At 68.5% G+C, this 19,848-nt stretch carries 18 protein-coding genes and 1 tRNA gene; 6 read left to right on the top strand and 13 right to left on the bottom strand.

The window, feature by feature from the left end:
• Window positions 1-2,730 carry an alpha/beta fold hydrolase gene (locus AB0O71_RS09960; RefSeq protein WP_363744816.1) on the bottom strand — a complete coding sequence of 910 codons (2,730 nt, stop codon included), beginning with the start codon at window positions 2,728-2,730 and terminating at the stop codon, window positions 1-3.
• Window positions 2,727-3,794: a 3-oxoacyl-ACP synthase III gene (locus AB0O71_RS09955; RefSeq protein WP_363744813.1), complete on the bottom strand. Its 1,068-nt coding sequence runs from the start codon at window positions 3,792-3,794 to the stop codon at window positions 2,727-2,729. Before AB0O71_RS09955 ends, AB0O71_RS09960 begins: the two co-directional genes overlap by 4 nt.
• A gap of 104 nt (window positions 3,795-3,898) precedes the next feature.
• Here AB0O71_RS09955 and AB0O71_RS09950 point away from each other — a divergent pair, with 104 nt between their 5' ends.
• Entirely contained in the window at window positions 3,899-4,375 is a 477-nt protein-coding gene (locus tag AB0O71_RS09950) for a dihydrofolate reductase family protein (protein WP_363744810.1), read from the top strand.
• A gap of 78 nt (window positions 4,376-4,453) precedes the next feature.
• Here AB0O71_RS09950 and AB0O71_RS09945 read toward each other — a convergent pair.
• Window positions 4,454-4,527, bottom strand: a tRNA-Met gene (locus AB0O71_RS09945).
• 76 nt (window positions 4,528-4,603) lie between these two features.
• Entirely contained in the window at window positions 4,604-4,816 is a 213-nt protein-coding gene (locus tag AB0O71_RS09940) for a hypothetical protein (RefSeq protein WP_363744808.1), read from the bottom strand.
• A 157-nt stretch (window positions 4,817-4,973) separates the two neighbouring features.
• Between AB0O71_RS09940 and AB0O71_RS09935 the strand changes: the two genes are divergently transcribed.
• Window positions 4,974-6,203, top strand: coding sequence for an AAA family ATPase (locus AB0O71_RS09935; RefSeq protein ID WP_363744806.1), 1,230 nt, complete (start codon window positions 4,974-4,976; stop codon window positions 6,201-6,203).
• Between the two features lie 80 nt (window positions 6,204-6,283).
• Here AB0O71_RS09935 and AB0O71_RS09930 read toward each other — a convergent pair whose 3' ends face one another.
• Both AB0O71_RS09930 and AB0O71_RS09925 read right to left on the bottom strand, forming a co-directional pair.
• Window positions 6,284-6,448: a hypothetical protein gene (locus AB0O71_RS09930; protein WP_363744804.1), complete on the bottom strand. Its 165-nt coding sequence runs from the start codon at window positions 6,446-6,448 to the stop codon at window positions 6,284-6,286.
• 103 nt (window positions 6,449-6,551) lie between these two features.
• Complete coding sequence (locus AB0O71_RS09925) at window positions 6,552-7,292, bottom strand: FCD domain-containing protein (RefSeq protein WP_363744802.1); 741 nt, start codon at window positions 7,290-7,292, stop codon at window positions 6,552-6,554.
• Window positions 7,293-7,369: 77 nt separating this feature from the next.
• On the opposite strand from AB0O71_RS09925, the gene AB0O71_RS09920 reads away from it, so the two are divergent.
• The 3 genes from AB0O71_RS09920 (at window position 7,370) to AB0O71_RS09910 (ending at window position 10,190) form a co-directional block, all read left to right on the top strand.
• A complete protein-coding gene (locus AB0O71_RS09920; protein WP_363744800.1) occupies window positions 7,370-8,245 on the top strand; it encodes a carbon-nitrogen hydrolase family protein in 876 nt (291 codons plus the stop codon).
• A gap of 66 nt (window positions 8,246-8,311) precedes the next feature.
• On the top strand, window positions 8,312-9,658 hold the full coding sequence (locus AB0O71_RS09915; RefSeq protein ID WP_363744798.1) for an APC family permease: 1,347 nt from the start codon (window positions 8,312-8,314) through the stop codon (window positions 9,656-9,658).
• A gap of 112 nt (window positions 9,659-9,770) precedes the next feature.
• Window positions 9,771-10,190, top strand: a complete 420-nt coding sequence (locus AB0O71_RS09910; RefSeq protein ID WP_363744796.1) for an organic hydroperoxide resistance protein — start codon at window positions 9,771-9,773, stop codon at window positions 10,188-10,190.
• 146 nt (window positions 10,191-10,336) lie between these two features.
• Here AB0O71_RS09910 and AB0O71_RS09905 read toward each other — a convergent pair whose 3' ends face one another.
• Genes AB0O71_RS09905 through mvk form a run of 6 tightly spaced genes read right to left on the bottom strand, consistent with a single transcriptional unit; the run spans window position 10,337 to window position 16,854 of the window.
• Window positions 10,337-11,482, bottom strand: a complete 1,146-nt coding sequence (locus AB0O71_RS09905) for a hydroxymethylglutaryl-CoA synthase (RefSeq protein WP_363744794.1) — start codon at window positions 11,480-11,482, stop codon at window positions 10,337-10,339.
• Window positions 11,479-12,546, bottom strand: a complete 1,068-nt coding sequence (locus AB0O71_RS09900; protein WP_363744792.1) for a hydroxymethylglutaryl-CoA reductase — start codon at window positions 12,544-12,546, stop codon at window positions 11,479-11,481. Before AB0O71_RS09900 ends, AB0O71_RS09905 begins: the two co-directional genes overlap by 4 nt.
• A gap of 40 nt (window positions 12,547-12,586) precedes the next feature.
• Entirely contained in the window at window positions 12,587-13,735 is a 1,149-nt protein-coding gene (gene fni, locus AB0O71_RS09895) for a type 2 isopentenyl-diphosphate Delta-isomerase (protein WP_363744790.1), read from the bottom strand.
• Entirely contained in the window at window positions 13,725-14,819 is a 1,095-nt protein-coding gene (locus AB0O71_RS09890; RefSeq protein WP_363744788.1) for a phosphomevalonate kinase, read from the bottom strand. Before AB0O71_RS09890 ends, fni begins: the two co-directional genes overlap by 11 nt.
• Window positions 14,816-15,793, bottom strand: coding sequence for a diphosphomevalonate decarboxylase (mvaD, locus tag AB0O71_RS09885; RefSeq protein ID WP_363744786.1), 978 nt, complete (start codon window positions 15,791-15,793; stop codon window positions 14,816-14,818). Before mvaD ends, AB0O71_RS09890 begins: the two co-directional genes overlap by 4 nt.
• Entirely contained in the window at window positions 15,790-16,854 is a 1,065-nt protein-coding gene (gene mvk / locus AB0O71_RS09880) for a mevalonate kinase (RefSeq protein WP_363744784.1), read from the bottom strand. The genes mvaD and mvk overlap by 4 nt, the downstream gene beginning before the upstream one ends.
• A gap of 319 nt (window positions 16,855-17,173) precedes the next feature.
• On the opposite strand from mvk, the gene AB0O71_RS09875 reads away from it, so the two are divergent.
• Window positions 17,174-19,042, top strand: a complete 1,869-nt coding sequence (locus AB0O71_RS09875) for an ABC transporter ATP-binding protein (RefSeq protein ID WP_363744886.1) — start codon at window positions 17,174-17,176, stop codon at window positions 19,040-19,042.
• Window positions 19,043-19,197: 155 nt separating this feature from the next.
• Here AB0O71_RS09875 and AB0O71_RS09870 read toward each other — a convergent pair whose 3' ends face one another.
• Window positions 19,198-19,812, bottom strand: coding sequence for a TetR/AcrR family transcriptional regulator (locus tag AB0O71_RS09870; protein ID WP_363744782.1), 615 nt, complete (start codon window positions 19,810-19,812; stop codon window positions 19,198-19,200).
• Window positions 19,813-19,848: the final 36 nt, after the last annotated feature.

The raw sequence follows: 19,848 nt of genomic DNA, 5'->3' as shown, positions 1-19,848 counted from the left end.
TCATGGCGTGCCCACGCGCTCCCCGCGCAGCACTGCGTCCGCCCAGCCGGATAGTCGCGTGCGATCGATCTTCGAGTTGTGGCGAATATCAGACGGGAACGAGTTCGAGACCAGCACCGCGGTGACGTCGTGCGCGAAGTGCGCTGCGACCGACGCCCGTATTTCATCTGCGAGGTCGAGCGGTGCAAGGCCCGATGGCAGGCGTACCCCGGCCGCGGGTTCGACGACGACGACCACGGACTGCGCCCCTCGCGGGCCGACGCCGACGACGGCCGAGCGGTACACCCGAGGCACGGTATCGACAACCGCCTCCAATCCCCCCGGACCGAGCGGCCCGGACGGAGTGACGAGCACGTGCTGGAGGCGCCCTTCGATCCAGATCCGCCCCTCGGGATCGATGTGGCCGATGTCGCTCGTGCGGTGCCAGACGAGGCCGTCGAGTGAGTCGCGTTTCGATGCGGCGTCCGTGCTCCAGAGCCGGTCGTAGCCCGCCTTGATGTGCGGCGCTGATACGACGAATTCACCGAGAACGTCGACGGCTGCCTCGCCCGTGCGGAGGGCGTCGGCGGGCCGCCCGGTTTCGTCGAGCGGCGCGACGGCGAACCGAACACCCGGAACGGGTTTCCCGACGCACACCCCATGATCGCGAGATTGCGCGACCGCGGCCGCTACCCCCGCGCGGTCGATATTCGTGAGCATCAGACCCTCGGTCATGCCGTACGGCGAGCGGATCGTCGCGTTCGGAAAGAGACCGGCGAGGCTGTCGAGCAAGTGCAGCGGAACGGGCGCACCGGCCGAGAGCACGAGCTCGACGCCCGCGAGCGCTGCGCGTTGTTCGGCCGTCACATCACCAGCGGTGGCCTGCACGTTGGTGTACGCAGCGGGAGAAGCGAACACCATCGTGCAGGCGCCGGCGAGAATCGCGTCGGCGAGCGCGGCGGCCGTCAGAGTGCGCGGTTTCGTGACCGACATGTCGGGGGTCACGCTGCGGATGCCGAGACCCGGCCCGAGCAGAGCGAAGGGGGCGAATCCGGCCGCCCAGCTCGTTTCGCCGTGCACGGTGAACTGCTCGCGGAGCGTGTGGGCCAGCGCGCCCAACCGGGCGTGCGTGTAGCGCACGCCCTTGGCGGGCCCCGTCGATCCCGAAGTGAAGAGGATCACCGCGTCGTCATCGGGGCCGGGGTGACGGATCGGCTCATCGGCAGACGCGCGGGAAAGCTCCGTTACGCTCACCTCGACGCCGAGTGCAGCGCGTTCGAGCGGGCCGAGTCGGTGCACCGAGATGCGGCGGCCGGGCCAGCCGGCGGCGCGAGCCAGGAGCAGACCGGGCTTCTGGCCGATGATCCATTGCGGGTCGGAGGCCTTGACGGCTCGGGTCATTCCCGCAGCACCCAGCCCGGAATCTGCGACGACCGCCACTCCGCCCGCTTTGAGCACGCCGTACAGCACCGCGGTGAGGTCGTTGCCCGGAGTCACCAGCAACGAGACGCGGTCTCCCCGTTTCAGCCCCAACCGCTGCAACCCGCGCGCGATTCCGTCGCTCACGCTCGTGAGCTGCTTCCAGGTGACTTCTCGCGGCGGGGTGCGCGTCATGTCGACGCTCGCCACTGAGGAATCGTCGCGACGCGCGTCGAGGGCCTCGAAGATCATCGGAGCGGGAGGATCGAGTGGCACGTCTCTGCTCGGCTTCGCGTTACGGGCCGTCTCCTCGTCGGCCGCCGAAGCCTCCTCGGGGAAGTGCTGTCGGAGCCACGCCGCGATCATGTGCGCGACGTCGGCGTCTTCGCTGACGAGGTGGGAGGCCCGCTCCACTCGATGAACGTCGGCCTGCGGCAGGCGCTGACGCAGATCCCGCAAGAAATGCTCGCCGAAGACCGGATCCTTGGGGCCCCAGATGAGCAGCGCTGGCGCGTCGATGCCGGTGATGTCTTCGGCCAGCTGCTGGAGCTCGGCGAACGAGGGATGACTGCGCTCGACGGGGATATCGGCGACGAACGCGCCGATGGCGCTTCGCGTGTCGGCGGTGCGATAGGGGGCGCGGTACGCGTCGCGAATCTCAGGCGGAATCGGGCCCTGACCGAGGTGCAGTGTGGTGCGCAGAAACCAATCGGTGAAGACTGTAGAGGTGGGGAGGATCGGGCCGGTCAGCGCCGCTCGCAGCGGAGCGGGCAGGGGCATCCCCTCCGGGAGATGCACCCCGGTGTTGAGGCTCATGACCCCGTCCACGATGTCGCGATTTCGGGCCGCCCACGCGAGAGAAATGACGCCGCCCCAGTCGTGGCCGAGGGTGACGATCGGATGCGATCCCGCGCCTTCGTTGCCGGCAGTGTCGTCCAAGAGCGAGCGCACGACCGCGTCGAAGTCGCTCACGCGTTCGGCAATTCGGCGGTATCCGGCTCCATGGGTGGTGGGCAGCACGTCGTGCGCGAGCCGCTCGGAATACCCCATCTCGAGCTGATCCGGCGCGATGACACGCCAGATGCGACCCTCGGAGTTGGTCAGCGAAGCGGCGGCGACGCCGCGCCACAAGTACGACCAGGTAGGGTTCCCGTGCAGCGCCAGGATGGTTCCGCTCGGCTCGATACCTCGAGCGCGCAGGGCTGGGAGCGTGTCGAGCACATGGAACGTTCGACTGCCGTCTTCCGTGTCCACCGTCACGAGGCGCGACCACTGCGGGTCCCATTCGGGGAGGGGGCCGGGGAGTGCTGCGGGTCGCGCCGTGAACTTCACCAGGTGATCTCCACCATTGCAGTGTTCAGGCCGGATCCGACGCCCAGGCACAGGATGCGGTCGCCGGGCTTCATCTGCGGAGCCCGGCGAGCCAGGGTGATCGGAACGGAGGCCGGGCCGACGTTGCCCAGCTCGGGGTAGGTCTTGGCGATTCGGGTCGCGTCGATCCCGATGGCACTGGTCAGGGCGTCGACGTGAACATTCGAGACCTGGTGCGGAACGTAGTGATCCATGTGCCTCCAGTCCCACTCGTTCTCGTGAGCCTCGTCCCAGGCTTCGGAGATCAGCTGCATGCCGTTGCTGAGCAGCCCTCGAGTGTCGGTGAACATGCCTTCGTAGTCTCCCACGCAGAGCTCGTGGTTCCAGGTCGCTGCGCGTGAGATTCCACCGTGAATGCGGTGGCCTTCGGGGTGCAGATCGGCTCGACCAAGCACGGCTGCGGCGGCGCCAGAACCGAGCGTCAGCGTCGCGAATTCGTTGAGGTATTCCTCACGAGAGATACCGTTCCGGTTCAAGCGAGCAACGGTAGCCTCTTGCACTCGCGACATGTCCTCGCCCGCGACGATGAGGGCGTAGTCGATTTGCCCCGCATCGATCATGCTGGCGGCGACCGTCACCCCGTTCACAAAGCCCAAGCATGCATTGGTGATGTCGAAGTTCATCGCAGCAGAGCCGAGGCCGATGCTGTCGTGCACGGCGACCGCAACAGATGGTTCGAGGGCCTCGCGGGAGACCGAGGCATTGATCAGGAGGCCGATCCTGTCCGCTGGAATTCCCGCCTGAGCCAGAGCCTCGCGTCCCGCGGAGGCCGCTCCTTCGATGTAGTCGGTGGGGTGCTCCCAATTGCGTTTCGCAGAGACGCCCGCGACCCGCTCGAGCAGCCCTCGAGGCAGGCTCAGCTTTTTGAGCGTGTCACTCAGTCGCTCGTCGAAGGATCGCGATGCTACTTCGACCGGTGCAACAGCTTCAGCTATCCCGAGGAGCGCAACGTTCGCGTGACGGGTGTTGCTGTTCGCGGAGGCTGCGTTGCGCATCGAGACCGACGAGGGGGGTTCGAGTTTCATTGTGGTTAACTTTAGCCGCTCGACCTGTGGCAGGCGTTATGCGTCGGATGCTGTGATCTCCAGTACAGCGCAGCGCTCGCTCGGCGTTCGACCGCGGGTGGGTCATGCGCACGCCGTTCGACGAGGCGGCGTTCTCTCTGAAGGGCGAGGAACTCGAAGAGACGACTGCGCTGATGTTCGGGAGACGCAGTTACGAGGCCTTCGCCCCGATCTGGCGGGATTCCGAGGACCACGCCGCGTACCGGGATCTCCCGAAGTACGTCGTATCGACGAGCCTCGACCCCGACGCCCTCGTGGAGGGGTGGGGGCCGAGCACCGTGCTGCGCTCCGAGGCGGATGTCGCGGAGCTCAAGGAGTCCGATGGCGGCGCAATCTTCATGCATGGCAGCGGTGAGCTGGCGCTCCGCTTGGCTGAGGCCGGGTTGATCGATCGCTACCACATGCTGATGTTCCCCGTAATGCTGGGGGCGGGCAAACGAGTGTTCCCGGGCGGTGAGCGCGCAGCGCAGGAACTCGTGCTCCGAGACTCGCAGGCTTACGGCAATGGGGTCGTAAAGCTCATCTACGATGTGGCTCGATAACGCGGCCAGCGGAGCCCGACCTCCACAGCACAATGCCCTCGATTCCGAGCGAACTCGGGATCGAGGGCATTGTTTTCGTTGCGGGGGCGGGATTTGAACCCACGACCTCCGGGTTATGAGCCCGGCGAGCTACCGAACTGCTCCACCCCGCGGCACGTGACAACCGTATCGCGGAGGTGACCGGAAACTCGAATCGCACGCGCGCCCGGCGCGCCGACACTGATGGGTTCAGGCGCCGGTGGGCGGGAGCTTGTCGATGCCGTGCCGGTTCGGCTCCTCGGGTTCCGCCGCCGTGTCCGGCGAGGCATGCGTGGGGCCGGACGGAGCGTCGCCCGAAGTCGGGTAGCTCGGCTTGTCAGCCTCGCTCGGATCGCCGTCGGTGCGCTCCTCCTTCGGCGGAAGGTGGTCGAGCGGTCGTTGGTTCTCGTCTCGATTCGTCATGCGATCCACCCTCCCGTGAAGGGACGCAGGCTGCCAGGGGATTGCACACGAGCGAACGATGTGGTCGGCTCTCGAGAGTGCATACCGGTATCAGGCCGCAAGACTGTGTGCGCGTTAAAGTTAACAAACTAGAACAGCTCTCGGTTAAACTTAACGCATGCGCGGTGCCACGAATAACCCCTTCACGCCAGGCTCAGGTATCAGTCCGGTGGTATGGGCGGGGCGAGTTGACCAGCTTCGCGACTGGACGGACGTGGTGCGCCCGAGGCTCCTCGCAGGTCTGCCGGAACGAGGCCGGACGATCGTCGGGGAGCCGGGCTTGGGCAAGTCGACTCTGGTGCGCCGCATCGCGTCGATGGTAGAGGCAGAGGGCGGGTGGGCGACCAGGCAGGTCAGGTTGCCATCGGGGGTCGACCCATTGAAGGCGGTCGCCGCTGCGGTGCTGAAGCTCGCTGACGCTGCAGGGTTGTCGGCGTCGCGCGATCAACGCATTGCTGCAGTGCTCGACCGGGTACGACACGTCTCAGTGAGAGGCGTCGCGCTGACGATCGACCGCGCAGAGGGGCCCGAGCCGTACACCGCACTCACGGAGCTGCTCATCGAGGTCGGGCGGGAAGCCGTGCGGCAGCGCACGGTGGTGCTGTTGCACATCGACGAGGTGCAGAACATCACTGATGAGCACGCGCTGTCGCAACTCCTGATCAGTCTGGGCGACGCCATCACGTACTCCATCGAGGTGCCCTTGCAGGGAAACGCGGTTCTCGAACGATCGCTTCCGATCGCCGTGTACCTCACGGGCTTGCCGGAGTTCGCCGAGAAGGCGTCCTCCCGGTCGGGGGCGACCTTCGCCCGCCGGTTCGCGACGACGACGCTGAAGCCGATCTCGGATGACGACATTCGCCTCGCGCTCGCTGAGTTCATCGATCCGGGCTGGCAGGTGCCAGATGGGGCGGGCGGCTTCTCGCGCATCCGCATGACCCCTCGGGCAGCGACTCGGATCGTGGAGCTCTGCCTTGGGGAACCCTTCCTGTTCCAGCTCGCGGGCGAACGGGCCTGGTACGCGAACTCCGGCACCGTCATCACCGAGGAGGACGTGCTTCTCGGGTGGGAGGCGGCGAAGCCGGAAGCGGCCGCGCACGTCGAACGCATTCTCGATCGCCTTCCCGAGAAGGAGCGCGAGTTCGTTCATGTCATGGCAGCGGTGGAGCCGAAGGATCGAACGGCGACGCATATCGCGAGAGCGATGGGATATCGCTCAGCAGCGAACATCGGGGCGTTCGCACAGCGCCTCGATACCGTGCGCGGCATCATCTCTCGCAGGCCGAGCTACGCCTTCACGCACCGGGCGCTCGAAGCGCACCTCACGTCCGACTGGCCGGATATCTGAGGCGTCGGGAGAAGATCACTCCCTCGTCAGTTCGCCGATCTCGTCTCCGGGATCGTCGAACACCGTCAAGGTGGAGCCGTTCACGGTTGCGGTGTCCAGGCGTCAGCGTCAGCGCCAGCGCCAGCGCTATCGCGGTCGGCCGGAATGTGCTTCGCGTCGGGCATGCAACCGGTCAGCAGGACCGCGAGGCACGCGGATGCCGCTGCTCCACCGACGTATGGCCGGAAGCGTGTGCGCGATGACATGACGTCTCCTTGCTCGCGTCGCGGATCGTTGCATCTCAGGCTATGGCACCAGCTCTGCTGGTTCACCGCGCGGTTGCACGAACGGGCTGCCGGCTCCGAGGCCTTACCGCAGCGCCATGAACATCTCGCGGTGCAGGGCGCCGACGTGCGCACGAGTGATCTTGACGGCGCCCACGGCATCGCGACGCCGGAAGGCCTCGACGATGCCCCGGTGCTCTGAGCGGCCGAGCTCCAGGCGATCCTGCGGGTACGGCACGAAGTAGCGGAGCAGGGAGTCGTACGTGGCGAGGTAGGCGGGCGCCTCTGGCAGGGCGCTGATCGCCGCGCACCTGCGATGAAATGTGCTGTCGGGTACGTGGTGCTCCAGCCAGCTCTCGGCCGCCTCTGATGCGGCGACGTAGGAGTCGAGTTCGTCGCACTCCTCTGGCGTGGCGCACAGCGCCGCCGCGTGCATGATCGCGCTCTCCATCAACATGCGTTGATCGATGAGGTGGCGGATCGCACGGTCGTCGGTGCGGTAGGCGGCGACCGCGGCATCAGCCCGGTGCGGTGGTGACCCGGTGACGAACGTGCCGCCGCCCCTGCCGCGCTTGCGCACCAGAACTCCGTCGGCGACCAGCTCCTCGAGTGCCCGCCTGGCGGTCATCTCGCTCACTTCGAGACCAGCGGCGATGGTCGCGGTGCTCGGCAGGCGCGTCTCTGGCGCCAACAGGCCGTGTTCCACCGACAACAGGATGCGGGCGCGCACGGTATCGACCGCTGAGAGCCGCGTGAGCGCGACGGCGCCCGGTGCATCGAGCAGCGCGAGGTCGTCTTCGCCTCCCGGAGCGGCTGATTCGAGCATGGTTTGAGTCTAGCTCCGTGTGGGTTTATATTGATCAAACTGATCAATTAACAATCGATGGCGATGGAGGCACTCGCATGAGCCGCTCGGCACTCACGGTCGGAATGGCACAGCGCGTTCCTCTGGCGATCGAGGATCCGCTCGCCGGCTTCCGCGACGACGTCGCGCGCACGCTCGACGCGCATCCCGAGATCGAGCTGCTCGTCTACCCCGAGCTCCACCTGCACGGCACCGAGCACCTCCCCGAGCCGGCACGAGAACGCGCCGCGGCTGAGGCATCCGTGACGATCGACGATCCGTTCGTGCGCGCCATCGGATCGATCGCCGCCGACTTCGGCATCTGGCTGTGCCCCGGCAGCATCAACGAGCGCGGACCGGGGGAGGCGTACTCGAACACCCAACTCCTCTTCGCGCCGTCGGGCGAGCTCGCCGGTATCTATCGCAAGATGTTTCCCTGGCGCCCCTTCGAGCCCCACACGCCGGGTACCGAGTTCGAGGTCGTCGACCTCGGCGGATACGGGTCTGCCGGGCTCTCGATTTGCTACGATGCGTGGTTCCCCGAGCACTCCCGGCAGCTCGCCTGGCTCGGCGCCGACGTCGTGCTCAACATCGTGAAGACCACGTCGCCCGATCGGGAGCAGGAGCTGGTGCTCGCGCGCGCCAACGCGATCGTGAACCAGAACTATGTGGTGAGCGTCAACTGCGCCGACCCGGTCGGGCGCGGGCGCAGCATCGCGGTCGACCCCGAGGGGCACGTCCTCGCCGAAGCAGGTCTCGGCGAAGACACGCTCGTGATCCGCGTCGATCGCGCACGCGCCGCCCGAATCCGTGAGCAGGGAACCGCGGGCACGAATCGCGTCTGGAAGCAGTTTCAGCCGGGCGATCGCGAGATCGCGCTTCCGCTGTACGCCGGGCGCATCGATCCCGCCACCTGGGAGCCCGGTAAGCGGTAATCCACCCGAACATCATCCGACGCCGGCGCACCGACGCCGGCACACTGAGAGACAACGGAGTACTTCATGCCCACACCAGCCGCGCCTCCCACACTCGCGCGCACACTGCGCCTCCCATCACTCGTCATCTTCGGGCTCGCGTACCTGACACCGCTCATCGTGCTGGGCATCTTCGGCGTGATCGCGTCGGAGACCGGGGGCGCCAGTGCCAGCGCCTATCTGATCGCACTCGTCGCGATGCTCTTCACAGCGAACAGCTACGGCCGCATGGCGAAGGCATACCCCGTCGCCGGATCGGCCTACACCTACGTGCGCCGCACGATCGACGGGCGCGTCGGCTTTCTCGTCGGGTGGGCGACGATGCTCGACTACCTGTTCCTGCCGATGGTGATCTGGCTTATCGGCGGATCCTACCTTCAGGCGCAGTTCCCTGCGGTGCCGATGCCGGTCTGGATTCTCGGCTTCATCCTCGTGACCACGCTGCTGAACGTGATCGGCATCAAGGTGGCGGATCGCGTGAACCTCGTGCTCATGGCCTTCCAGATCCTCGTCATCGTATTCTTCGTCGTGCTCGCCTTCGCAGACGTGGTGCGCGCCGACGGCGGAGCCGGCCTGGTCAGCGCGACGCCGTTCACGGGCATCGACGTCGGATTCGCCGGCATCGCGGGCGGCGCGGCGATCGCGGCCTACTCGTTCCTCGGCTTCGACGCCGTCACCACCTTCACGGAGGAGACCATCGAACCCGAGCGCACCGTGCCGAAGGCGATCATGCTGATCGCGATCATCGGCGGCGGCATCTTCGTCGTCGTTTCGTACGCCGTGCAGCTGGTGCACCCGGGTGGTGTGTTCGAGAACTCCGACACCGCAGCCTACGAGATCGCGAACCGGATCGGCGGGGCGCTCTTCGGCGCCGTCTTCCTCGCAGCGCTCGTCGTCGCGCAGTTCACCTCGGGCATCGCGGCGCAGGCGGCCGGCAGCCGTCTGCTCTACGCGATGGGCCGCGACGGCGTGCTGCCGAAGCGCGTGTTCGGGGCGCTGAACGCGCGCTTCCAGACGCCCGTGCTGAGCATCGTTGCCATCGCCTGCGTCGGGCTCATCGCGATCTTCATGGACGTCGCGACCTCGACCTCGTTCATCAACTTCGGCGCCTTCATCGCCTTCATCATGGTGAACGTCTCGGTCATCGTCTACTGGGCGAAGCAGCGCGCCGCAGGCACGCACCTGAACCCGCTGCTGTACCTCGCCTTCCCCATCGTCGGCGTCGTCGTGATTGCGGCTCTGCTCGTGCAACTCGACATCCACGCGATCACGCTCGGGTCGATCTGGCTCGGCGTCGGCATCGTTATCCTCGCGGTCGCGACGCGCGGCTTCCGCAGGCAGCCGCCCGAGCTCGCGGTGGATTCGGTCGAGTAGCCGGTCTGTCCGCTCTGAGCTGACTTCGGGCGAGTATGGGCGCGGTGCCAGCCCTAGGGCGTAGCCTGCGAGCGTGGCCGGTACGAGAGCCCGGCACGTGAAAGGGGAACCGATGAGCATCATGTACACCGCTGAGGCACTCGCGACCGGAGACGGGCGCAACGGCCACGTGAAGTCCGTCGACGGACTCGTCGACACCGATCTGCGCGCTCCGAAAGAGATGGGCGGCCCCGGAGGCGCGCCCAACCCCGAGGTGTTCTTCGCCGCCGGCTATGCTGCGTGCTTCCACGGCGCCCTGCAGGCGGTCGCGCGCGAGAAGAAGGTCGACATCTCCGACTCGAGCGTGGGCTCACGGGTGCACCTGAGCAACATCGACGGCGGCTTCGAGCTCTCGGTCGAGCTCGAGGTCGTGCTCCCCAACCTCGATCACGAGCAGGCGCAGCAGCTCGCCGACGCCGCGCACCAGGTGTGCCCGTACTCGAAGGCGACCCGCGGCAACATCGAAGTGAAGGTCACCGCCTCCGACGATTGAGCCTCTTCGGGCGCCGAGCGCCCGCCGAAACACCGAGCCCCTGCCGAGAGTACGTGATCTTGGCAGGGGCTCGGTGTGTGGACGGGTGCTCGGTGCGGCGACAGGGGCTCGGCGTGGGCGTGGGCGTGCCGGCGCCCGATCGCGGGCTAGCGGCGCTCGTAGCGGCGGGCGCTGCCCTGCAGGCCGGCGAAGCGGAACGGCGCCTCCGTGACGCGCGGCGTCTCGACGTCGACGTTGCTCGGCAGCTCTCGGGCGTGCAGCTCGCGGTACTCGGGCACGCTGAGCGGCACCCGGGCGTCGAGCACCGACGTGAAGTGGTCGCTGCGCGATGCCGCGGCGGGCTGCACAATGCCCGTCAAGAACTCACTGACGCTGCCCGAGCCGTAGCTGAACATGCCGAGGCGCTTGCCGACGAGGTCGGGCTCGTGGTCGAGCACCGAGGCGACTCCGGCGTAGAGCGAGGCGGTGTACGCGTTGCCGAGGCGGCGGTTGTAGATCGCGCCGGGTACGAGACCGTCGTCGCCGAGGTCCACGCCCGTGTGCTCACCCAGGCGGGCTTGCGCCTTGCGCGCCATCTTCGTGTAGGGCTGGTGGTACACGAGACGGTCGATGTCGGTGATGGCGGGGCCGCCGTGCGCGGCGAGGTCGTCCCAGGCGCCCGTCATGGCGTCGAGGTACGCCGAGATCGACAGCGCGCCGTCGACGATCGCGGTCGACGAGTCGTTCGGCCGCCAGAAGTCGTCGACGTCGGCCGAGAAGAGCCCTGAGGCGGGTTCGAGTTCGACGAGAGCCGGGTCGGCTCCGATGAGGATCGCTGCGGCGCCCGCGCCCTGCGTGGGCTCACCCGGCGAGTCCAGCGCGTAGCGCGCGATGTCGCTCGCGATCACGAGCACGCGCTCGTTCGGGTTGCGCTGCACCATGCCGACGGCGGCCTGGATCGCGGCGGTGCCGCCGTAGCAGGCCTGCTTGATCTCGGCGACGCGCACCTGCGGCGGTAGCCCGAGCAGCTTGTGCACGAAGACGCCGGCAGCCTTCGAATGGTCGAGACCCGACTCGGTCGCGAACAGCAGGGTGCGCACCCCGTCGAGCCCGTTCCGGTCGAGCAACGCGAGCGCGGCGGTGGCGCCCATGGTGACGATGTCCTCGTCAGCCGCGGGAACGCTGAACTCGTCTTGCCCGAGGCCGAGCCGGTACTTCGCCGGATCGACGCCCGTGGTCTCGGCGAGTGTACCGAGATCGAGCAGGTGGTGAGTGGTCGCCAGTTCGATGTCGTGAATGCCGATGGAGGTCATGCGTTCGGCGTCTCCTTCCGCTCGATGCGCAGGTGCGCAGCCATGAGTTCGCCCGGGTTCGTCTGCGCTGCGATGAGCGAGAGCTCGCCGCAGAGTACGGTGGCGGCCATGAGCTCGGCGAGACGGCGAGCGTTCTCGCCCGGCTCCCGATCCTCCCGGCAGCCGATGCGGGTCAGCGCTTCCTCGATGTGGGGCAGGTGCTTGCCGTTGCCGACCGTTCCCACGATGAGGTGGGGCACCGTGCACGAGAAGTACAGCCCCTCTTCCCGGTTCTCGGCGTAGGTGATCCCCTGCGATCCCTCGACGATGTTCGCCGCGTCCTGCCCCGTCGCCAGGTAGAAGCCGAGCAGCATGTTGGCGTAGTGGGCGTTCGCCGAGCGAATCGCGCCGGCGATGGTGCTGCCCACCAGGTTTTTGCGCACGACCATATCGGTGACGCGCTGGGCGTCGGTGCGCAGTCCGCTCGCGACGAGCTCGTGCGGAATCAGGATCTCCGCGACCACACTGCGGCCGCGTCCCAGAATCCCGTTGACGGCCGTCGCCTTCTTATCGGAGCAGTAGTTGCCCGAGATGGAGCCGTATTCGATCTCGAGCCCCCACGACAGGATGCGCTCCATGAGTGCATCGGCCGCGTTCGTCACCATGTTGTGGCCCGACGCGTCACCCGTGGTGAACGCGAAGCGGACGAACAGCAGGTTGCCCACGATCTCTGGGTGCGCCTCGAGCAGCTTCGCGTGACGGCTGCCAGCGGTAACGACCTCCTGCAACTCGCCGAAGCGGGCCTCGATGGTCTGCGCAGCGATCTGCGCACCGACAGCGCCACGCGCCGTGAAGAGCACGGAGCGGGTCATCCGCTCCCCGGTGACGACGGTGCGGATGCCGCCCTCGATGGCGCGGGAGACGCGAGCACCGCGTCCGACCGACGGCCAGAGCGGGGTCTCGTACGTGGCGAGTGGCACCGAAATCTCGCCGGTGACCGACGATCCGGTGATCCTGATCGGCCCGACCCAGCTGGTCGGGATCTCCGTGACAGTCTCGCGGTGGGCCTGTTCGGGAACGCTCATGGCTTCCTTCGTGAGTGAGTGCGGGCGTGCGGAATGAAGGTCATGGTCGGGGCGACTCCGACCGAAGAGCGAGTGCACTGATGTTAACGCCACGATCGGCGCAGAATTCCCGGAGCCTGCCGCGCAGGATGAGATCGGTGCCGAGCAGATCGTCACGGGTGACCGCGCCGAGCAGCGCGTACATGGCACGGGCGCGCAGCTTCCAGTCGTCGACGAGGGCGATGAGTCGTTCGGCACCGCCCGACTCGCCATCCTTGCCGATCGCGGCGAGGAAGGCGCCGGCGACACCGACGGCCTGGGCTCCCGCAGCGAGCGCCTTCACCACGTCGAACGGTGTGCGCACGCCGCCCGAGGCGAGCAGAGTCGGCGCGTTCTGCGGTGCGTCGAGCAGACTTGCGAGCGCTGACTGGCCGAAGCCGGCGAGCATCGCGTACTCCCCGGCCGACCGGCGCGCGTTCTCGATCCGCAAGAAATCGGTGCCGCCGCGGCCGCCGACGTCGGCGATGCCGACGCCGATCTCCGAGAGGTGGCGCAGCGCGCTGCGACTCAGGCCGAAACCGACTTCCTTGACGACGACGGGTACGGGCGAGGCGGCGGCGAGCTGTTCGATCGACGCGATCCACGAGGAGAAGTCGCGGGAACCCTCGGGCATCGCCGTCTCCTGCACCGCGTTGACGTGGATCTGCAGGGCGTTGGCGCCCAGCAACTCGACCGCTCTGGGGGCGTCCGATGCGGGCCGGCCGACGCCGAGGTTCGCCATGACGAAGCCGTCGGGGTTCTCGGCGCGAATCACCGCGAAGCCGCGAGCGGCGTCGGGGTTGTCGAGCGCGACCGACACCGACCCGCAGGCCATGGGGAGGCCCGTCTCGCGGGCCGCGATTGCGAGTTCGCGGTTGATGCGCGTCGTGCGCTCGGTGCCGCCGGTCATGCCGTTGACGTAGAAGGGCGTCTCCCAGTGCCACTCGCCGGCGGCGTGCCGGGGGCCGGCGCGGAAGGAGATGCCGACGCCCAGGTCGACGCGCTCGGCGTCGACGCCGTCGAGCGCCTGATGCACGAAGTCGAGGTCGTCGAACTCGTTGTGCGCCGCGCCGTCGCCCTGCTGGCCGAGCGCGAGGTCGACGTGCTCGTCCTTGCGCGCGGCGCGGGAGCCGTCGGTCGCAGGCGCGTGGAGATCGAGATCAGAATGCATCGACGCCTCCTGACGCGGGGTGCGGAGCGAGGCTGAGGCGACGGATGTCGTTGGCCTCCCACTCGCGCAAGATGGGGTCGGTCGCGAGATCCGCGTCCGCAAGCACGATACCGCAGTCGCCTCCGCCGGCGCCCGACGGCTTGCCCGCGGCCCCGTGCCGCTCCGCGATGTCGCAGAGCGCCTGGAGCTGCGGGGTTTCAATGGTGATGCCCGACGACGCGCTGAGACGCTGCAGCACCCGGCGTGCGCGGCCCAAGACGTCGGGCGCTCCCGCACCCCGCCGATCGAATGCGTCGACGAGCGCGTCGACGCACGTGCGGCTGTCTTCGACGAACGTCGGGTACGGCTGCAGCGGCGTGCGGCTCTCCGAGGTACGCACCTGCTCGACGAGACGCTCGGTCGAGGCCGGCGATCCCGTCCAGCCGACGAGCAGCTGCAGCGCGTCGGGGTGCGCGAGACGCGTCACGCCGCTTCCGGCCCACTGCGCTGCTGCGGCGAGCGTGGCAGAGACCCCGTGCAGGGAGCGGTGCGCGCGCAGCGCTCCGCGGTCGGGCGAGGCGTAGCGGATCCAGCCGCCGAAGGTGCTCGCCGCGAGGTCGCCGCCCGACGCGGTCGGTGCGACCTCGATGGTCGCCAGCAGGGCGAGCTTGAACCGATCTGCCTGGCTGAGTCCCAGAACGTAGAACTCGTCGAGCGCTGCGACCACCGCGACCGTCACCGCGGCCGATGAACCGAGCCCGAACTTACGGCCGCTGACATCGTCGAGCTCGCTGCTGATGTCGAGATCGTAATAGCGCGGCGGCAGGCTGAGCTCGGAGCGCAGCTGCTCGACGGCGGTGATCGCTGCGAAGACGTAGTCGTAGGGCTGGTGCTCGAGCACGATGCGGTCGCTCGCGTCGTCGCGCACCCACACCAGAGGCGATCGGCCGTAGGCGCTCGAACGCACGCGGCCCACCTGCGATCCCTCGCTGAGCTGCACTGTGATGTAGCGGTCGACCGCGACGATCACGGCGGGCTGCCCCGGGTCGACGACGGCGTACTCGCCGGCGATGTAGAGCTTGCCGGGCGCCCGCTGCTCGATCACGCGGCCACTCCCGCGTCGATCAGCTGCGCCCCCGCGCCGGCGCCCACGAGCCGCGCCGAGCCGAATCCCTGCAGCGCGTCGCGCAGGTCCTCCGCTTGATCGGGTCGCACGATGACGGCGACGTTCGGGCCGGCGTCCGCGGTCGAGTACGCCTCGAGCCCCTGCTCCCGCAGTGCAGCGACCGCGTCGAAGACGGCGACGCTCGTGGGAGCGAGGTAGCGAATGGGCGGGTCGCACGACTGGATCACCGCGTGCATGCGCAGGGCGTGCAACTCGGTGATGCGGCCGACGCGCGTGAAATCGTCGGCGGCGCAGGCCTCGAGCATCGCCGCGAGCGACTCCTCGGTCGATGAGATCCAGGCGGGGAAGAACGGTGACGTGAGTGCTGAGCGGCGCATGGCCGCGCGGCTCGAGACAGCCTTCTGAGCGGTGTCGACCGTGACGATCACCATCCGCATATCCGGTCCCGCGACGGCTTCGGCGTATGAGTGCGCGTCGTCGCCAGCGTGCCAGACGGCGAGCCCGTCGACGAGGCTGCGCGATGCGGATCCGGATCCCCGGCGCGCGAGGCGGCTGAGGTCGCGCCGGTCGAGGTCGAGTCCGTAGGCGCTGGCGGCAGCGGTGGCGAGGGCGGCGAATCCCGACGCCGATGAGGCGAGCCCGGCCCCCGTCGGCGCCTCGTTCGTGGAGGTCACGGTCGCGCGGGCCTCGGAGCCGGCGAGCTCGCGCACCCGGTCGAGGAACCGGGTGACCCGCCCCGTCGCGTCGGCGCTCGCGACCGCGCCATTCAGGCTGAACGTGTCGGTGTCGGTGTCGGTGCCGGTCGCATCGAGCGCGACGGTCGTGGTCGTGGGGAACGCGTCGAGTGTCAGCGACAGGCTGCCCGCAACGGGCAGGATGAGATCCTCGTCCTGCTTGCCCCAGTACTTCACGAGGGCGATGTTCGGGAAGGCGCGGGCGGTTGCGGTCGTCATGCGGTGGGAACCTCCACGGTCCAGGTGCGTTCGGCGCCGGCGCCGCGCATGGCGACTCCGATCTGCTCGGCGTGTGCGTCGGAGTCGGCGACCGCGATGATGCAGCCGCCGAGCCCTCCTCCGGTGAGTTTCGCTCCGGTCGCGCCGGCGTCGCACGCTGCGGCGACGATCGCGTCGAGACGATCCGAGCTGACGCCGACGCGATGCAGGATCGCGTGCGCTTCGCTCATCGCGGCGCCGATCGCGGCACGGTCGCCCGACGCGAGATCGTCGATCGAGTGCTCCGCGATCTCGGCGAGACGCGAGAGCAGGGCGTCGGTCGATGCCGGCTCGCGTGCCCGGAGCGCCTGCACAGATGCCACCGCCTGAGCGGTGGAGCCGGGGTGACCGGTGTCGGCGAACGCGAGGATCAGGGGCTCGCCGATGCGGATCGGTGCGACCGCGCCGCGGTTGAACCGGATGGCGCCGGTCGCCGCCACGGTGCGGGCGTCGATGCCGCTCGGCGTGCCGTGGGCGACGCGCTCCGCCGTCTGAATGAGGTCGAAGAGCGTCTCGCTGTCGAGCTCGGCGCCCGCGAGGTCGAACGCGGCGCGCGCGATGGCGGCCGCGACCGCGGCGCTCGAGCCGAGGCCTCGCTCGTGCGGAATGGAGCTCGCGATGGTCACGGTCGCGCCGGGCCCCTCCGCGTCCGCGCCGGCTGCGCTGCTGTTCGAGGCGGTGCTGCTGTTCGCTTCGCACCGCGCGAGTTCCGGCAGTCCGGCCCGCTCGAGGGCGGCGCGGATCACCGTGACGACCGGGGTGAGTCGCGCGGGCGCACCCGCGACCGGTCCCGTGTAGAGGGAGCTGGCGATCCGGAGCCCCGAAGGGCCGCCCACGTCGATCGTCGCCTCCGCAGTCAGGCTGTCGACGGGAATGGCGATGGCCGGGGCGCCGTAGACGACGGCGTGCTCACCGAAGAGAATTGCTTTCGCATGCGCGGCGCCGACTCCGCGGCGCGCGCCCGCTGCCGAAACCGGGGACGCCTGTACATCGTGCGGTTCCACGCGGGGGGTCTGGGACATTCGGATCCGTTTCGGTCGACTCCCGGGGGCGAAATCCGCGCTCGGGCACGCGTGAAGAGGGCCGGACACCTCCGTCCCCCTGCACGTCAGATCTCTTAGGGTATTCGCAACCGCCTGAAGATGCGACCCGGGTGCGGATGCCGGATTCCTCGTCACTTTCTTGAAAGACCAGATGAGGCCCGTGTTCAGAGGAGAAATCCGCTGTCGGCGGACGCAGCGGGGTCGCTGGTCGCGATTCCGCGCATCCCGATGTGCAGCAGCCTGCGGCGAACATCGGGCGCCCCGCGCGCTCGGGCGCGCTATTCTCCGAAGCATGAGCATGGGTGGAGGGCCGGTCGGGAGGGGATCCCGCGTTTCCGCGGGCGACGCCGAACTCCAGCGCAAGTTGAACCGCGACGCTCCGGCCGTCGAGGGGCTCGGGCGGCGCATCGCGGCACTGTTCCGGCCGTACCGCATGCAGCTCGTGGTCATCATCGCGCTCGTGCTGGTGTCGGCGGCGCTCGCCATCCTCCCGCCCCTGCTCACGCAGCGGGTGTTCGACGACGGCCTCTTCCCGCTCGACGGCGGCGGGCCGCACCTCACGGTGCTCGCCTGGCTCGTCGGGGCGATGATCGCCGTCTTCATCGTCTCCTCCGGGCTCGGGATCGTGCAGACGCTCTTCACGGCGCGCGTCGGCAACCGGGTGATGGGCGACCTCAGGGTGAAGCTCTTCTCCCATCTGCAGTCGATGGAGCTCGGCTTCTTCACCCGCACGAAGACCGGCGTGATCCAGTCGCGTCTGCAGAACGACGTGGGCGGCGTGGCGAACGTGCTCACGAACACCGTGTCGAACATTATCGGCAACACCGTCACAGTCGTCGCGGCAGCGGTGGCCATGCTGCTGCTGAGCTGGCAGCTGACGCTCATCGCGGTCGTCGTCATGCCGATCCTCGTGATCGCGCAGCGCCGCGTTGGGCAGATCCGGGCCAAGATCGCGGGTCACACGCAGGAATCGCTGTCGGAGATGAGTGCGATCACGCAGGAGGCGCTCTCGATCTCCGGCGTGCTGCTCGCGAAGACCTACTCGCGGCAGAGCACGGAGACGGAGCGGTACGCGGCCGAGAACCGCAACCAGATCGACCTGCAGGTGCGGCAGACCATGAGCGGGCAGCTGTTCTTCGCGCTCGTGCAGGTTTTTCTCTCGGCGGTGCCGGCGATCGTGTACCTGGTCTCGGGGTGGCTCATCGCGCGCGGCCAGGGGGAGGGGTTCGATCCGGGCATCACCGCCGGCACCATCGTCGCGTTCACCACGGTGCAGTCGCGGCTGCTCTTCCCGCTCATCGCGCTCATGCGCATCACGCTCGACCTGCAGACCTCGCAGGCGCTGTTCGCCCGCATCTTTGAGTACCTCGACCTGAAGCCGGCCATCGTCGATGCCTCCGATGCCCGCGAGCCGTCGGATGAGCCCGGCCGCGCGGGCCGCATCGAGTTCGACTCCGTCTCCTTCCGCTACCCCGACGCGGGGCCCGACGATCGGCCCACGCTCGACTCCGTGTCGTTTCACGTGGAACCGGGGGAGTTCGTGGCGTTCGTGGGCGCATCCGGATCGGGCAAGACGACGATCGGGTCGCTCGTGCCGCGCCTGTACGACGCCTCCTCTGGCAGCGTGCGCTATGGCGACGACGATGTGCGCGAACTGCGCCAGGAGGGGCTGATGGATCGCATCGGCGTGGTGACGCAGGAGCCCTACCTTTTCCACGCCTCGGTGCTGGCCAACCTGCAGTACGCGAAGCCTGACGCGTCACTGCACGAGGTGCAGGCCGCCGCGCGTCTCGCGAACATCCACGACACAATCGAGAGTTTCGCCGACGGATACGACACCATCGTGGGCGAGCGCGGCTACCGACTCTCGGGCGGCGAGAAGCAGCGCATCGCGATCGCCCGTGTGCTGCTCAAGAACCCGCGCGTGCTGGTGCTCGACGAAGCGACGAGCGCGCTCGACACCGTCAACGAGCGCATCGTGCAGCACGCCCTCGAAGATGCGCGCAGCGGCCGCACCACCATCGCGATCGCGCACCGCCTCTCGACGATCGTCGACGCCGACCGCATCTACGTCGTCGGCGGCGGGCGCATCCTGGAGCACGGCACGCATCAGCAGCTGCTCGCCCTCGGCGGCGCCTACGCCGAGCTCTACGACCAGCAGCAGTAGCGCGGCGCTCGGCGGTTGCGCTGCCCCCCCCCCAATTTGCGAGCGGGGTCACTCTTCGTGCGTGTCGGCACCGCAACACCCACGAAGAGTGACCCCGCTCGCAAATGGGTCGCTCGCAGAGGGGGGGTGACGGGCGGCGCGGCGGGCGGCCGTGACTAGCCGCGGGCGGCGAGCAGATCCGCCCCCGTCAGCGAGGTCGCCACCGACAGGGTGACCCGAAGGGCCTCATCCGACGGAAGACGGCCGGCCACGACCGGGATCGCGATGCCGTCTTCGACCGCGAGAATCGCCCGGGCCGTCTCCAGGGCTCCGTAGGGCAATCGCATCGTCCCCTCCGCGACGCCCTGGTCGAGGATCTCGCCGAAGAGTCGCAGCTGCTCGGTCTCGAACTCCAGCCCGGAGGCGACGATCCGCTCTTGCCTGATGGCGAGCGCGGAGAGCTCCATCAGCAGCACGGTGGCGGCGCGCGAGCTCGTGCCTGCGTGCGGAACGCCCAGCGCGATGCACTCGATGAGGCGCTCTACCGCTGGTGCGATCTCGGAGACCAGCTGCCGGCGCCGTGTCAGGTACTGCTCGGTCGCCGTCTCATAGGTGTCGGCGTAGAGGTCGGCGAGATCCGGGTAGTAGTAACTGACGGCGGCAGGGGTGAGCGATGCCGCCTCGGCGATGTCGACGAGGCGAGCACCTGCCTGGCCCCGTTCGATGAGGAGACGGGATGTGACCGATACGAGCTCCCGCTTGCGTGCTTCTTGATTGCGGGGGCGGGCCATGGGTTCATTCTTCCAGACGCGCAGGCCGAGAGCGTT

Source organism: Leucobacter sp. NPDC077196, assembly GCF_040687075.1.
Lineage (GTDB): Bacteria > Actinomycetota > Actinomycetes > Actinomycetales > Microbacteriaceae > Leucobacter.
Note: the sequence above shows the minus strand (reverse complement) of the source record. Positions and strands in the feature narration are given on the sequence as shown.